Origin of the sequence: Pelosinus fermentans JBW45, from assembly GCF_000271665.2 — a bacterium.
Lineage (GTDB): Bacteria > Bacillota > Negativicutes > DSM-13327 > DSM-13327 > Pelosinus > Pelosinus baikalensis.
On sequence record NZ_CP010978.1, the window covers coordinates 3606688 to 3621785 of the forward strand.

At 37.5% G+C, this 15098-nt stretch carries 12 protein-coding genes; all 12 read right to left on the bottom strand.

Going from position 1 to position 15098, the window contains the following annotated elements; genetic code table 11:
• Nucleotides 1-9: 9 nt before the first annotated feature.
• Nucleotides 10-744 (bottom strand): nickel pincer cofactor biosynthesis protein LarC, encoded by a 735-nt coding sequence (larC, locus tag JBW_RS16070; protein ID WP_007958283.1) that lies wholly within the window; start codon nucleotides 742-744, stop codon nucleotides 10-12.
• 189 nt (nucleotides 745-933) lie between these two features.
• Complete coding sequence (locus tag JBW_RS16075) at nucleotides 934-1671, bottom strand: sulfite exporter TauE/SafE family protein (RefSeq protein ID WP_007958284.1); 738 nt, start codon at nucleotides 1669-1671, stop codon at nucleotides 934-936.
• Nucleotides 1672-1852: 181 nt separating this feature from the next.
• Nucleotides 1853-3022 carry a diphosphate--fructose-6-phosphate 1-phosphotransferase gene (locus JBW_RS16080; protein WP_007958286.1) on the bottom strand — a complete coding sequence of 390 codons (1170 nt, stop codon included), beginning with the start codon at nucleotides 3020-3022 and terminating at the stop codon, nucleotides 1853-1855.
• A gap of 108 nt (nucleotides 3023-3130) precedes the next feature.
• A complete protein-coding gene (locus tag JBW_RS16085) occupies nucleotides 3131-4003 on the bottom strand; it encodes an aldose 1-epimerase family protein (RefSeq protein ID WP_007958289.1) in 873 nt (290 codons plus the stop codon).
• A gap of 248 nt (nucleotides 4004-4251) precedes the next feature.
• A complete protein-coding gene (locus JBW_RS16090; RefSeq protein ID WP_007958291.1) occupies nucleotides 4252-5598 on the bottom strand; it encodes an L-fucose/L-arabinose isomerase family protein in 1347 nt (448 codons plus the stop codon).
• A gap of 116 nt (nucleotides 5599-5714) precedes the next feature.
• The gene (locus JBW_RS16095) at nucleotides 5715-6569 is read right to left on the bottom strand and encodes a class II fructose-bisphosphate aldolase (protein WP_007958293.1); all 855 of its coding nucleotides are present in this window, start codon (nucleotides 6567-6569) and stop codon (nucleotides 5715-5717) included.
• Between the two features lie 111 nt (nucleotides 6570-6680).
• Nucleotides 6681-8084: an MFS transporter gene (locus JBW_RS16100; protein WP_007958295.1), complete on the bottom strand. Its 1404-nt coding sequence runs from the start codon at nucleotides 8082-8084 to the stop codon at nucleotides 6681-6683.
• Between the two features lie 231 nt (nucleotides 8085-8315).
• Nucleotides 8316-9788: a lactate racemase domain-containing protein gene (locus tag JBW_RS16105; protein WP_007958297.1), complete on the bottom strand. Its 1473-nt coding sequence runs from the start codon at nucleotides 9786-9788 to the stop codon at nucleotides 8316-8318.
• A gap of 1 nt (nucleotide 9789) precedes the next feature.
• Nucleotides 9790-10734 carry a triose-phosphate isomerase family protein gene (locus JBW_RS16110; protein WP_007958298.1) on the bottom strand — a complete coding sequence of 315 codons (945 nt, stop codon included), beginning with the start codon at nucleotides 10732-10734 and terminating at the stop codon, nucleotides 9790-9792.
• A 343-nt stretch (nucleotides 10735-11077) separates the two neighbouring features.
• Entirely contained in the window at nucleotides 11078-11617 is a 540-nt protein-coding gene (locus tag JBW_RS16115; RefSeq protein WP_007958299.1) for a chromate transporter, read from the bottom strand.
• Nucleotides 11614-12207, bottom strand: a complete 594-nt coding sequence (locus tag JBW_RS16120; RefSeq protein WP_007958301.1) for a chromate transporter — start codon at nucleotides 12205-12207, stop codon at nucleotides 11614-11616. Before JBW_RS16120 ends, JBW_RS16115 begins: the two co-directional genes overlap by 4 nt.
• Nucleotides 12208-12654: 447 nt before the next feature.
• Complete coding sequence (locus tag JBW_RS16130) at nucleotides 12655-14712, bottom strand: sigma-54-dependent Fis family transcriptional regulator (protein WP_007958305.1); 2058 nt, start codon at nucleotides 14710-14712, stop codon at nucleotides 12655-12657.
• Nucleotides 14713-15098 lie beyond the last annotated feature (386 nt).

Below are 15098 nucleotides of genomic sequence, written 5' to 3' on the forward strand. Positions count from 1 at the left end.
CCTTTTTTCTCATCGGGCTAATGTTACAACTTCCCCCAAATGCATTCTTAATACATTTGGTATATCTAAATCCCATGTTCCCGCCCCATACCCAATGGCATGGCTAACAAAGCCTTCTGGCTTAGTCCCATAGCTAGTACCTAAGGCTGCAATTACAGCTGCACCTGTAGGTGTTACTAATTCCTTACTAATGTCCCCATTATAATAAGGTATTTTCTTTAATAGTTCCGCGGTAGCAGGTGCTGGCACTGGCATTAATCCATGGCAGCACTCGACAAACCCATTACCGACTTGCAGCTTAGAGGTATAAATTGCTTCAATCCCTAAGTAGTGTAGACCAATCGCTGTACCCACAATGTCAATAATTGCATCTACAGCCCCCACTTCATGAAAATGAATTTTATCTATAGTTACACCATGTACCTTAGCTTCCGCTTGAGCTAATAGCATGAAAATTTTCTTGCTATCATCTTTTATTTTTTGCACTAATTGAGAGTTATCTATTATTTTAAAAATATCCGTTAAATGACGATGATGGTGATGATGATGAGTCAGTTTTACATCTACGTATACTGCACTAATGCCACACTTTTTTACCTTTTCAATGATTAAATCATAACCATCAACTGGTAAATAGGATAGATTTTGTCTTAATACTTCCTCTGGTAAACCCACATGTAAAAATGCCCCTAATAACATATTGCCGCTAATACCGGCAAAACAATCTAAATATAGCGCTTGCATACTATCACCTCATTTTATTAATAATACTTGCTAAACGTCCTGCTCCAAATCCATTGATCAATTTTCACAAAATCCAAATCTTCATAGGGTAAAAAGACAATCGACTCTCGTGAAAGTCTTGTAATACATTACGCAATTTGTTGCTGTCCATACTAGTCTCCTTACTTAAAGCGGCTTATAACATGCCCTTTATAGAATAGAATAAATCGTATAAACTGAAGAAAAAGCCATCATGATAAAAATAATCTTTTGAAACATGCTCTGTGACAAGTACGGGAAAAGTAGATTTCCTAAAATCAAGCCAACAATAGCGGCTGGTAACATCATAAATGTGCGACTAACAGCCACTGATAAATCCTGCTGAGCGATAATAAAGCCTATAATTCCAGTCAAACTTATCACAGTAAAATATACAATACTGTCTGCTCGCATGGATGTTTTTTCACGGTTGCATGCAGCGAGATAAAGAATAAGAGGTGGCCCCGCTAGGGCAGTAGAGGTGTTGAGAAGGCCCGATATTACACCTACAATTAAACTTTTAAACCGTGTTTCGTACATCGGCTTACAACTTGTCTGCTTGATGAGCAAAAATAATAATATAATTACGCTGATGAATATTTTTAATATATTACTCGGCACATAGTAATATATTGCCATACCGATCGGCTGACCAAGTAATGACCCAAAAGACAGAACAAAAACGAAATTCCAATCTACATACTTGCGTAAAATGACACTAAATACTGTATTGATTGACAAGGATATTATCTGAAGAATAAGAACTACTTCTTTAGGATCATAAATGGTTATCAATAACGGAGTAGCAATAATCGCAAAGCCAAATCCAGTCAGAGACTGAATAAATGATGCGACCAGTGCGATAGCAGCTGGAAAAGACCATAAATACGCCTGGAAAAAATCATACATAACAATTATCCCTTTATACAGAGATTATCTTTTTACTATAATAAGAGTAGATCATCATTGTAAACTAGAACATAAAATTCAATATGGTAGCAGCTACATAATTATTGGACAATCCCCAACCTTTTATGCATAGTTATTATTCATAGCAATTAATCTCATCTAACTAGCATTTTTAACTTCTTTATCTGAAATTAGTAAATTGAGCCAGGGGATCGCCAATTAACGGCCTGCAGTATTCAACAAATTCGGCTGTAACATCATTTCCTCGATCATTAATGAAGTTATCCGGCATCTTTTTTTCGTGCATCATAACTTCTGCTATGGGGATAAGTGTTAGTTCACACTTATAGGGAACAGTTGAAATACGGTTGAATCCGACCATTTTACCTGTTTCTCCTTTAATTGCTGCTTCAACGGAGTAAGCTCCCACTTGTATTGCTTCTTGCCTATCGATTGAAGATTGATAGGCTATGGATGCTCTGCCAAGAATCCCTGGTTTTTCACATCTAGACTTAATGCCTAATTCTTTAATAATCAGCAATGATAGATACGAACTAACATCACCGAAATATACACTGCGTCCTTGCGTAAATACAGGCGGAACAATCGATTCACCCTTGTCATTTTTTAACCCTTCACTGACTACAACAACTACTCCGCCAAGTTCGTCATAGAGTTTTTTGACATCCTCAAGAAATTCGTTTTGATTAAATGGTCTTTCCGGAAGATAAATCAGATGGGGTGCATCCCCCCTACTTCTTCTAGCAAGCGCTGATGCGGCAGTAATCCACCCGGCATTTCTTCCCATCGCCTCAATGACGCAGACATGAATTGGTAAAGCTTTAATATCCTGGGACACCTCAGCCGTTGAAGCTGCAATATACCTAGCAGCGCTGCCAAAGCCCGGTGCATGATCAGTAATCGCAATATCATTATCAATAGTTTTCGGAATGCCGATTACCCTTATATCATACTGTTTTGTGGCGTTGTGGATTTTCCCGCAGGTATCCATTGAACCGTTTCCACCATTAAACAGCAAATATTTTATATTGTTTTTTACAAGTACTTTAACTATTTTTTCATAATCTGCATCATACAGTTCTTTCCTTGAAGTGCCTATCGCTGAGGCAGGCGTATACGGCAGAAGTTCTATATTACTAGTCGATTGGTTTCTAAAGTTAATAAACTTCTCTTCCAGTATCCCAGCTACACCGCCCATTGCCCCGTATATTTCGGCAATCTCTTTGTGCTTTTTTGCTTCTTCAATTGCTCCATATAAACTAGCGTTTATTACGGCTGTGGGACCGCCGCCATGCACTATAAGTAAATTTGCGCCACTCGATTCATACATTTTTATACCACCTAAATTAATTTTGTTTCTAAAACTTGGATTTATCAAAAAACCAGTACTCCCCATTCCCGTAACATGATTGGCAAAAAGGATAGAAATAACTCTATATTATCCGATAGAAATCCGATAAGAACTATTAAATTCTTGGCCTGATAACAAAACTTGAATTCCCTCTTTTTCCGAAAATTGTTTACTATCTCCAGGAGTGTCAGTTACCCCATACCAAGGTTCGATACATACAAACGGGGACTCATCTGGCTTAGTCCATATGCCTAAGTAAGGAAATCCCTTAAAAGCAACAGTAACCCACTTCCCTGATTTTTGACTTTTTAGCGTAATAGCCTCAGACTTCAAATTTTTAAAAATTAAGACATCGTTTTTAAACAATGCTTTAGTCAATGGTATTGTATTGTACTCCTGCAAAACTAATTCAGTGATTCCAGAAAGTAATCCATTATTGACATGATTTCGATATGCAGTTTCATTCTTTTCAAATATCAGTTGATAATCAGTAAAATTCTCTTCTGGCAAAATGGGGCACATAAACCCTGGATGAGCACCTATGGAGAAATGCATACCTTGATCATCTAAATTTTTAACCTTGTATTCAACTGAAAGCTCATTTTTGATTAATCTATATCCAATATCTAATTGAAACCTGAACGGGAATATACCTAACGTCTCGGTATCATATGTAAGGCGATAAATAATTTCGTCAGGATGATTCTCTATGATATCAAATTCCATATCTCTAGCGAAACCATGTACAGAAAGAGCAAATGTTTCACCACCAACTTTGTATTGTCCATTTGGCAGAATTCCTACAATTGGAAAACACACAGGAGCACGCCGAGGCCAATATCGAGGATCAGCTTGCCACAAATATTCTGTACTATCTTCTTTCAGAATTAAGCTATATAACTCTGCTCCCTTCGATTGAACCTCCACAGACACAAATTGATTTTCTAATTTGGCAATCACAATATACCTCCCCCTATCATATAGCACTTTCTTAAAAATTCGAAATGTTATATTGAGCAGGGCTTTTGCCTGATCTCTTTACAATTTTCTCCTCGGCATTACCGAAACAAATTTGTAACTTAACTTTTAAATCGTCCCCATAATTCGATGGAAAAAGTATTCAACTCTAATCTGATTATGGAGACGACTTTTTAGGTTAACAAGTAACTAAATTCTCATTATCTAAGCAAAATATATCCTTGTAATTCTTACATTTCTATTACGGGAATATGTAACAAATTACAAACAGCGATCATTTGGTCGGCAACATCCTCCCAAACAATACTGTAATGGTGAGGAATCCCCTCTGCCCATATCTGTTCTACTACCTTATAAACTGGTGTTTCTATCTTTACATTCGCCATAATACCTTTTGTGTAACGTTCCATATCAACTGCAGTTCCCCGCATTAGAAATAGCTTATAAGCACCATCAATATTGCAGAATCGAGCAATTGTTACTTTTCCTGGTTTCAAGCTGCCGTAAAATGCAGTACCTTGTCCTGCTAAAGGGTGATTGTTAATGCTAAATTCATATTTAGCATTATGTAAAGATGGAGCAGCATTCCCGCAATGCCAGAAAGTCATAATATTCTTTTCTTCGTCAATATTTATCATATCTGTAATGAATGTGGGAAGCCCAGTCAAGTAGTTCTGAACAATTTGGGCAATTTCCGCGTCTACATCTCCCTCACATCCAATATGGATACCTTCATCTGCTAAACGCCCCAAAACCGCACAGGGTGTGGTATGTAAATTTCCCATTTCAGGCCAACATTTAATAGTAGCAAAATCATAGGCTTGTTGTTTGATAACATCTTTCAATGCCAAATACAATTTAGAATGATTCTCCAAATGCCCATCAGGCAATTTATCTGTGCCGAAATTAGATGTCACATCTGCCATATCTGCCTCATAAACATCCTTGGGTATATTATCCATTTGATCAAAAACTACTTTTAAGTCTGTTTCTTCGATACGAATACCAAAATTCTTACGAATCAGACTCTCATCAAAACTACAGTTATAAAAGGCAGTAGGACGGTAACCAAAAAGTCCAAGCATGGTTCCCTTTAATTTTTTAACCACATTATAAGCAGTAACAAGATTAATTACTTTAGATGCTGTTGCTATATCTTCTTTATCTCCATATACCGCATAACAGGTATACCCTAATTTTTTCAAGGATGCGGAATTCATAGTAGCAGCTACCAAAGCATTTGCAAATAACCTGGTATCTTTTTCAAATGGAGGCTCCTTTGGTGCCCATAAAATAATTGGAACACCCAACATTTCTGCCAAATGAGCAGATGCATCATCTCCAGTAAATGCACCATAAACCATAACAATCAAATCAACTGCATTTGTTTTGAATTGTTCGACTACCGCTTCTAATGCTTGAGGAGAATCCCCCAATCTTTCCGCTTTGATAATATTAATTCCAGGAAGGTTTTCCTGAAGCCAGTTCCCGTACTCTTTGCAACGATTTTCGGGAAGTTCTCTTGGCCATCTGCCTGAAAGCGTTGTTACGAAACCTACATTTAATTGTTTATTCAAAATAATCTCCTCCTAGTTAATAATATACACTCCGATTATCCGAAAGCATTTATTGCTCAAATCGTACTTGATTGGAGTGCATTATCATCGGTTAACAAATAGACCACAGTACTAAATTATGCTTTACCATCGGATCCAGCTAGACGAATAATTGCTTTTATATCTTCTGTTAATTTATCATTCGTATATTGCGACAGCTTCCAGGAATGTCCCTGGTGATTCATCGTGTTTAATGCTTCATTGTAATGCTGCACATACTTGTAGCGAATTTCTGTACCAAAGTTGATTTTGGCAATTCCTAAACCAATTGCCTTTTTTATTACACTTTCCGACATACCAGTACAACCATGAAGTACAAGCGGAATATCTGTAAATGCTCTTACGTCCGCAAGTATTTCTAATCTTATATCTGGCTCTCCTTTATAATACCCATGAGCATTGCCAATTCCAATGGCAAGCGAATCTGGTTGACAAAATGATAAAAACTCTTTAACTTGTTCAGGTTTAACGAGATTTTTATTTTCGGCAACTCCCCCTGCCTCATCCAAACGAAGTAACTCGCCAATTTCCGCCTCTACAGGTACATCACTTTTTTTCGCTTCACCTATGACTCTATTGGTAAGCTCTGCATTATCTTTAATCGATTTTGCAGAGCCATCGATCATAATAGAAGTGAAGCCGAGATCTAATGCTTCTTTGCAAATATCAAAATTATCACCATGGTCTAAATGAATCGATACTGGAACAGATACTTTATTTGCACACCATTTTGCAACCTGTACAAACCAGTCATTTCCTGAATAAGCACCTGTTGAAACATAGTGGGCCAGGATAATTGGCGACTTTAATTCTTCTGCTGCCCGGCAAATTGCCCAAATTATATCATAATTCCCTCCCTGAGTATTAATTGCCGGAATTGCATACCCGTTTTTATTAGCATGGTGTAAGGCTTCTTTATTAGTCACCAACATTTTGTATACCCCTTTCATGGTAAAATACACATTTTTCTTAGAATATTATAAATTTTCAACTTTACCTTTTAACTTTATGACATATAACTACTGTTTTCAGATTTAAAACTATCAAACTGCGGTCTTCCCCATTCTTTTCCGTTCATTTAGTTCTCCTAAGATTTCCTCATAACGTTTCTCTGTCAACGGATACAGAGCACCAAATGCAACAACTGTCATAATAGCAAAGAATGCCGGATAAATAAACATTAACCCTCTAATTCCGGCAACAGCACCGGCACTTTGTACTGCATTCGGGACATAGCCGATCATAGTAAGAACTACACCTGGGATAAAGCCTGCCATCGATTGCGATAATTTTCTAAAAAATGCGAAGGACGAGTAAATAACGCCTTCTGAACGAAACCCAGTTTTCCATTCACCGTATTCCACTGCATCAGCGATACAAGCCCAGTTTAAACTGTTTACAAAAGCACTGCCGAAGAAAGCTACACAAGTTAAGAAGATAAAACCAAAAACGTCCGGAGAAAGTAAATAATTTAAAATATCCCCTACTGCCCAGATAGCGCACCCAAACATATAACCATATTTCTTACCTATCCTTCTAACCACGAAAGGCACTAAGGCAACCCCAAAGAAAACACAGCCAATACTAAAGAATCCCATATACGGAAGAATCGAAATATTTTGAAGTACATATTGGCAATAGTACACTTGGACGGCCAGTTTTACATTAAAAGCTGAAAATGTAAACAGGTTAGCAATACAAAGCATAATTAACGGTACATTTTTAAACGCTAATTTATATGAATTACCAAAAGTAACACGATAATCTTTGGGCTTTTCTACAATAACTCTTTCCTTAATACCAGCGTAAGAATACCAAATACCCAACACTCCTAAAAACGTAAAAATGCAGGTTGCGACAATATATCCCGTGTGAATATTACTAAACGAAAGCACAATGGGCATATAGGCCACGGTACTAATCAATAGGCCAGTATTGGATCCCCCCTGACGCCAAGCAGCCAGACTGGTCCGTTCTAGCGGATCTTGAGTCATAGCCGCCCCCATTGAACTATAGGGAATATTGATAAGACTGAAAAATAAACCGAATCCCATATAACTTAGATAAGCAAGAACCAATTTGGTCGAAACCGTAGTACCGGGATTTGCAAAACATGCAATTGAAAAAAGCCCAAGTGGAATTGCTCCATAGAGCATAAATGGACGAAATTTACCACGCGCACCAAAATTCTTACGAGCTTCCAACCAAGTTCCAATACCTACATCCACACCAGCATCAAACAGTTTAGTGATTAAAAAGATAGTACCCGCTACTGCTGCCGGTAATCCTAGTACGTCAGTAAAGTACTTAAGTAGATAAATCTGCCCTAGATCGTACACAAAATTTTGACCAACATCACCCATAGCATACGCAAATTTTTCTTTTATGGATATTTTTGCTGTTTTTATTTCTGTATTTTCCGTTACTATTGCAGTGGCTTCCATCATTTTACCCTCCAGCATTTATTTCATTTCATCCCTAAGTGAACCGCAGCTAATTTGAAGTTCTTAGGTAAGGCAAGAATATTCGGAGTATTGCCGACATACCGACGGACTGTAGTCCCAACCTGACGAAAAGCAGCCTATTCTGCCTGTCCTACTTGGTTGTCGGTCTAGCCACTCCCATCGGGTCATAGGGAGTAATTGAACGCCTCTCATTTTTTACTAAAATACGTGAAATCAATCATGACAGCAACCGTTATTTCCATCATACGGTTCATCCTTCATGCAAAGATGAACGGCAGCAGTTTTAAAAGCTAAAGGTAGTGCTAGAATATTCGGATTTTCTCCGACGTATTTCTTTTTCGCATCTTTCAGCGCCTCCTCAAAGGTGGCTCTAGTCTTAAGTCCCATTCCTCTAGCAATCCCCGGATCTTGTGCCCCCACAATATAAATGGCGGAAGTGTTTTTCTCGGCAATATGACCGCAACTCATCATGGAAAATCCATGGAATGGATGGAACGCATTGCAATAGCGGTATTTTCTGATATATTCCTCATGGGTCGCAAAGTATTCACCATAACGGTTCATGTCCGGCAGGATATTCATGTGGTCTTTCTGGAACATCTCATAAATTTCTGGAAGATATGGCCATAGTTCCTCATGAAAATAACTATTGCAAATAGAGGAACAGATTATGACGCAATTATCCTTTAGGACCCTTTTGTGACGGATGATCTGCGCAGATAGCGCTTGCATCAGCATGATCGGGTTAGTCCCCATACCATCACCATAATGGAAAGACTGCGGCATACCAAATACTACTACATCGTATTTCTTCTCCGCCCAATTGACATAAGTACGTTTGTCGGCGGTTTTCCATGAAATTGGCTGCATTTCGTTTGCATAACCACTATTAATTTCAATCTGTCTGGATTTGCTATCTAAAACAGCATCGCAACAGAAGAATTTTTTTTCCATGCACTTTTCCATATGCATTCCTATTTCATCAAACTTTGTACGCATTAGAGAATGTCCGCTTACTGGGGTGAAGTCTTTGCGATGCATAACATCCGGAACATGGTGCGATGCGATGCTACGCCAATGAGTGATCCCGGTGGCGCAATGCTTGTACCCCCCGGAATAACCACCATAAGGATTACCCTGCGTGTGACCGATTAAAATTGCAATATCCGAATCATAAACATATTTATTCATCAATACGGGATCGCCTTGATCAGTGGTACCAAGATCTATTAAATGATCATAATCCTCACTATCATGGTTAATAATTTGATGAGTATACCAAAACTCATGGAAGAGATCGGCTCCTAATACGTTAAAGATTTCTTGTTTCGTATTTTTCCTATGCAAACCATTAGAGCAAATCAGCAGGATATTTTTCTTCTCAACACCAGCTTTATAAAGTTCCTCTAAAATAATCGGAATGGAAACTTTACGATGGGCAGTAGGCTGTTCCCCCCCTTTTACTCTGTCGGGAAAAATAATAGTAACTTTAGAACCTTTTTTCGCAAGTTTTGAAAGAGGTTCCATCCCTATGGGATGCAGAATGGATTTCTTGGTAGCTTCAACCAGTTGATCTTCCGCAATGCAGGGAGGATCCGAAACGGTTACACCAGGGATGAAAACATCAGTATTATCCGGTAGATTAGCGGACATGGTACCTTGTCCGTATTCAAATTCTAAATTCATTTTATCCTCCTTTTTTCTCATTTACTTGTATATATTTTTCAATAATCTTTTTTAAATCTTCCATATAAAAACCTATTTGCCCCGAAAAACGAGTGAGCGCTACCAGTCCCCCATCAATTGTATCAATGCTAGCAATCATCGCAGCATTTTCTTCTTTTAGTCCGCCGCCGTATACTACAGGAATCTCAAAACCGTAAAGTTCCTTTACCGTATCCTTGATAAGCCTGGAAACATATGCGATATACTCTTTGTCCGGAGGTGTCTTTCCGGGTCCGATTGCCCAAATTGGCTCGTAGCCAATCACAACATTATTATTATTCAATTCACAACCAGCACCAGTTAAACCAATTTCAAGCTGTTTTTTTAGTACAGCTTTTATCTGTGGCATCTGCTCTTCAAAGGACCCATTCCCTTTTTCTTCAGCAGTCTCACCAACACAATAAAGTACTTTTAAGCCAGTATTTAACGCACAAAGTACCTCTTTATTCATTAATTGATTTACAGTGTCAGAGACAATGTCAGCATAAGAATCCTTGGATTTATGGAGACCAGCCTCCATAATACTTTGCATATTTCTTCGTTCTTCCGAGTGCCCAATCATTGCCCATTCGCAACCAATTGCTTTCGCTGCAGTAGCAGGTAAAGTTGTGGTGAATGCTCCGAAATTTCCGCCAATTTTAATATCTTCCCGATGCACTCCTTGGCAGCCAATGCTAATGGCAATCGTTTCTTCCATAGGAAATTTTTTCAGTATATTAACTGCGGGAATAATAAGCGCCTCCGGTAGAAGAAAAGACAATTGAGTATCAGCGACTGTGCCAAGACCAAGCTTAATGCATTCGCCCATCAGACCTGTAATCCATTTTTCAGGTGAATCTACATCACACAATCCACCTAAACTTCGTGCGACTTCAAATCGTTTTAAATTGATAAAGATATTTTTCATCAAAACCTCCCTCTTAGCGTCATTGAGACACAATCCATATCCAGATTAATTAAGAATATCCTTACATATCCTCATTCAATATTTATTGCAAAATGCGTGCCAAATTAATAAAGAACAACAAATCCTATAAATAAAGCAATCTCTCTAAACAAAAAAGATTTGATCCATAAAAAATGTTCCATTTTATCGTTCCACTTTGTAACACTGTTCCATTCTATTGCGTAACATTCAAAATTAGCTTTAATTGATAAACTTTAGACAATCAGATCATTCTGTATAAATCATTCTCTTCCGTCACTCTCTATCAGGCCAGCCGATAAATCTCTTGGCAATTTCTGATTAATTAAAATATTAGTATGCCAATAAAACCAGCCGCAATAATTAAATACACCGGATTTATTTTTGTCTTCACAAGAAGTACAAAGCTTACCAACACCAACAGGGTACTTTTTATATCAATCAGATTGCTGCCGCCGATAATACCATTACTTGCAGCAAATTTTATTGCCGCATACACAATTGTACCGATTATTGTTGCCCGTAAGCCATAAAATATGGCCTTGACCAACGCATGTTCCTGATACTTGATAAAAAGTTTACCAAGTATCAAAATGACCAGTAGGGATGGTAATGTAATTCCAGCGCACGCAATTGCCGCGCCAGGTATTCCAGCTAGTTTAAAGCCAATGACTGTTGCGCTGTTCGCAGCAATAGGACCCGGAGCCATTGCTGCTATGGCAATGATATCGGTAAGCTGCTTTACATCCAGCCATTGATGTAAATTTACCTGGCTTTCAATAATAGGAATAATGGCATAACCACCGCCAAAGCCGATTAGGCCTATTTTAAAAAATGTTATGAAAATATCAATATATAAGCTCATTCTGTTTTTACCGAATTTGAGAACATTTTCTTTACTTTCATTATGGTAATACCGATAAACGCACCCGATAGAATTACTACTATAATGTTAATGTTAGGGCACAACAAAAGCACCGCCACACATATTAAGCAAATAATCCAGCAAGTCTTATCAATTAAACTTGTTTTTGACATTTTATAAGCGGCTGAAGCAATAAGGGCAACAATAACCGGACGAATTCCATTGAGCGCTGCCAGGACATAATGATTTGTTTGAAAGAAGACAAACAATGATGCAAGAATAATTACAATGATAAAAGTTGGAATAACCATACCCAACATAGCGGCAATCGCTCCTGGTATACCGGCAACCTGATATCCAACAAAAATAGCGGAATTGGTGGCAATTGCGCCTGGAGCCGATTGAGCGAGAACAAAGGTATCCACTATTTGCTTACCTTCAATCCACTTTTTCTTATATACTATCTCTGCTTCTAAAACAGGTATCATGGCAAAGCCACCACCGAATGAAATGGGAGATAACTTGAAAAATGTAAAAAATAACTCCGACAGGAGTTTAAAATCAATTTCTCGTTCATTAACATTTTCCATAAAATAACCTCGCTAATTACTATAATATTGTTTGAATTAAGTAAGCCGAATCCTAGCATCATCACCTTTTTAATAGTCTTCTGAGAATCAACTCAGCTCAATTAACAGCTTGTTATGCATAATCCTTCCCGGCCTTACAACCAAGTGTTAACATACTTTTATTTGTAGAGAAATTCCCATACTTCTTTATAATGCAAAATACATGCCAACTAAAACTTTGAGCCACAATCCCGTAAAATAAAGAAAAACTTTTAAAATAACAACTTTCTTAACAATAAAATGTAACATTTTATCGTTCCACTCTATAACACTGTTCCATTTTATATCACTTTTTGTTTTACCTTGTTCACACTTAGTACTTATAAAGAACAAATAGATTATTTCCTTTAACAACACAAGAAATGCTGTCTCCTTTGAAATAAACCAAAGTAAGACAGCATGAATTTTTTAAACAGTTTTCCCATAATCATGAAAGTCAATGCCAAACCGCTTCATTTTTCTATATAATGTGTTCCGAGCAACTCCCAGCATTTGTGCCGTTATGCTAATATTACCGCCACTTGCCTCCAATGCATTTAATATCGTTTTTTTCTCGTTATCTTTGAGACCTAACGTTTCTTCATCCCTATTGGGAATGATAAGCTTATTGCTTACTGCATCATTTTTCTTCATTTCGCGTTCTATTCCCGGATAATTCAATACATCTTCAGCTTCTATTTTAAAAGCCCCTCGTGCCTTGGCAAAAACAAAACTTCTCTCTAGTACATTTTCGAGCTCTCGAATATTCCCGGGCCAAACATAATTCTTCATTACTTTAATGGCTGACTCATCCAAAATGTCCGTTGGTATACCTTTAATTGTTAGTATGTTATTTACTAACAGTTCAAGATCATTTTCTCGCTCCCGCAGCGGCGGTAGATTAATCGTTATCACATTAATACGGTAGAACAGATCCTCACGAAATTCTTTGCGCTGTACCATTTTCCATAGATCAACGTTGCTTGCCGCGATCATTCTAACCTTTATAGGTATCTCCTCCGTCCCCCCCAAACGTATTACTGTCCTATTTTGAAGAGTTCTTAGTATTTTGGCCTGCATTTCAATAGGCAGAGAATTAATTTCATCTAAAAAAATGCTCCCTCTATCAGCTAGCTCAAATTTTCCCGGTTGTCCCTCTTTTTTAGCTCCGGTAAAAGCACCGCCTTCGTAGCCAAAAAGTTCGCTTTCCAGCAAACCATTTGGTATTGCAGCACAATTAATTACAACAAACGGACCATCACTGTATCCACTATCATTATGAATTGCCTGAGCAAATAATTCTTTGCCGGTTCCACTCTCACCTTCAATTAGCACATTGCTGTCCATTTTAGCAGTCTCTTTTGCTAAACGTAAGGTTTGCTTAAAATCGCTACTTTCGCCAATCAAGTTCTCAAAAGTAAAATGAGCTTTCCATCCCACAAAATTCCTAATCATCCCGCGAGTATGACTTCTAGCTTTAAAAGTTCCTACGACACATCTTAATCCTTTTTCCTGAAATCCAATTGGTCGTATAGTACCCATTAATCTTATTGTTCTCCCTTGCATAGTAAATGAAATTTCTCTATCAAAAATAGGTTGCTTAGTTTTTAAGACTTCAGAAAACGGGTTATTTTTTCCCCATAAAGAGTCCACTGCCAAACCCGTAATACTATCAAACTCCCCCAACCCAAAAGACTTCCGAACAACTTTATTAGCCATCATTATACTGCCATTTGCATCTACCACTATCAATGCATCGTTTATCGATTCCATGATTTCTTTGTTAAAATTGTTTGCTTGCTCTAACTCATTTCTAACGGATTGCTGCATTAAGCAATATTCTATACTTTTGCCAAGAGCTGTCATCATACCAAGAGTATGAGTGTGTCTAAGCCAATAATAACCGGCGGCATTTATTACTGCAATCACTTTTCCATTCTCGTCTTTTATCGGTACAGCAGAACAAGTCCAATGCTGTAATGCTACGTTATAATGCTCCGGTCCGACTAATTGTATTGGTTTTTCAAGTAAAGCCGCCAGATTGATAGCATTCGTACCACACGTAGCTTCACTTCTGCATACTCCTGGTTTAATCTGGCTATGCGATTTGGAATCATCAAGTACCTTTCGATCGCCACAGTACCACAGTAAATAAATATCTGCGTCAAACAGATCAACTCTAAAACCAGATCCTTCCACGTTTTCTGCAATTGCTTGCAAAAAAGGTGTTGCTACTTTAATCAGTTGACTATTTTTTTCAAGCCGCTCTTTTAATTCTTTTTCTGATAGTGTTACATTGGGTATATTATAAGGATCAATTCCTCTATTTCTGGACCGAGTCCATGAACTTAGTACTTCAGCAGATATAATATTATCTGAAACCAGCTTCCCTGTAGAAAGAAATTGTTCCCATGCCTCCGTTAACGTGCTAATTCTTTGCTGTAGTTTTTCGTAGTTGCTAGCAAACTCTTTCTCCGAAACATCCAATCAATACCACTCCCTATTGCATAAAATAAATATCAATTTAGTATGGGAGTTCCCATAAAGCAGGTAACCTGTAAGTAGAGTTTTTCATTAAATATGTTACATTTTGCGTAGTCATTTTTGTCGTACTATTCTATTAATTACTTTCATTCCACTTTTAATCACAAAATCCTTCACAAAAAATCTGCTTACTGTTACATTTTGTCTCATAAATTCCATAAAGATACGAATAAAACCTTTATTAATTCTCTTAAAATCAGCTAAAGAATAAATTCATGAGCACGATTATCCATTAAGTATTAGTCGTATATTTTACAAATAGATAAAATATAGATCAGAACTACTGAACATAACTTCCCCACAAGAAAAAAATTGCTGTTTAGCCTTAA

Excerpts from the sequence above, each read along its gene's own strand:
- larC (WP_007958283.1), bottom strand. The coding sequence starts at position 744 with ATGCAAGCGCTATATTTAGATTGTTTTGCCGGTATTAGCGGCAATATG.
- JBW_RS16075 (WP_007958284.1), bottom strand. The coding sequence starts at position 1,671 with ATGTATGATTTTTTCCAGGCGTATTTATGGTCTTTTCCAGCTGCTATC.
- JBW_RS16080 (WP_007958286.1), bottom strand. The coding sequence starts at position 3,022 with ATGTATGAATCGAGTGGCGCAAATTTACTTATAGTGCATGGCGGCGGT.
- JBW_RS16095 (WP_007958293.1), bottom strand. The coding sequence starts at position 6,569 with ATGTTGGTGACTAATAAAGAAGCCTTACACCATGCTAATAAAAACGGG.
- JBW_RS16100 (WP_007958295.1), bottom strand. The coding sequence starts at position 8,084 with ATGATGGAAGCCACTGCAATAGTAACGGAAAATACAGAAATAAAAACA.
- JBW_RS16105 (WP_007958297.1), bottom strand. The coding sequence starts at position 9,788 with ATGAATTTAGAATTTGAATACGGACAAGGTACCATGTCCGCTAATCTA.
- JBW_RS16110 (WP_007958298.1), bottom strand. The coding sequence starts at position 10,734 with ATGAAAAATATCTTTATCAATTTAAAACGATTTGAAGTCGCACGAAGT.
- JBW_RS16115 (WP_007958299.1), bottom strand. The coding sequence starts at position 11,617 with ATGAGCTTATATATTGATATTTTCATAACATTTTTTAAAATAGGCCTA.
- JBW_RS16120 (WP_007958301.1), bottom strand. The coding sequence starts at position 12,207 with ATGGAAAATGTTAATGAACGAGAAATTGATTTTAAACTCCTGTCGGAG.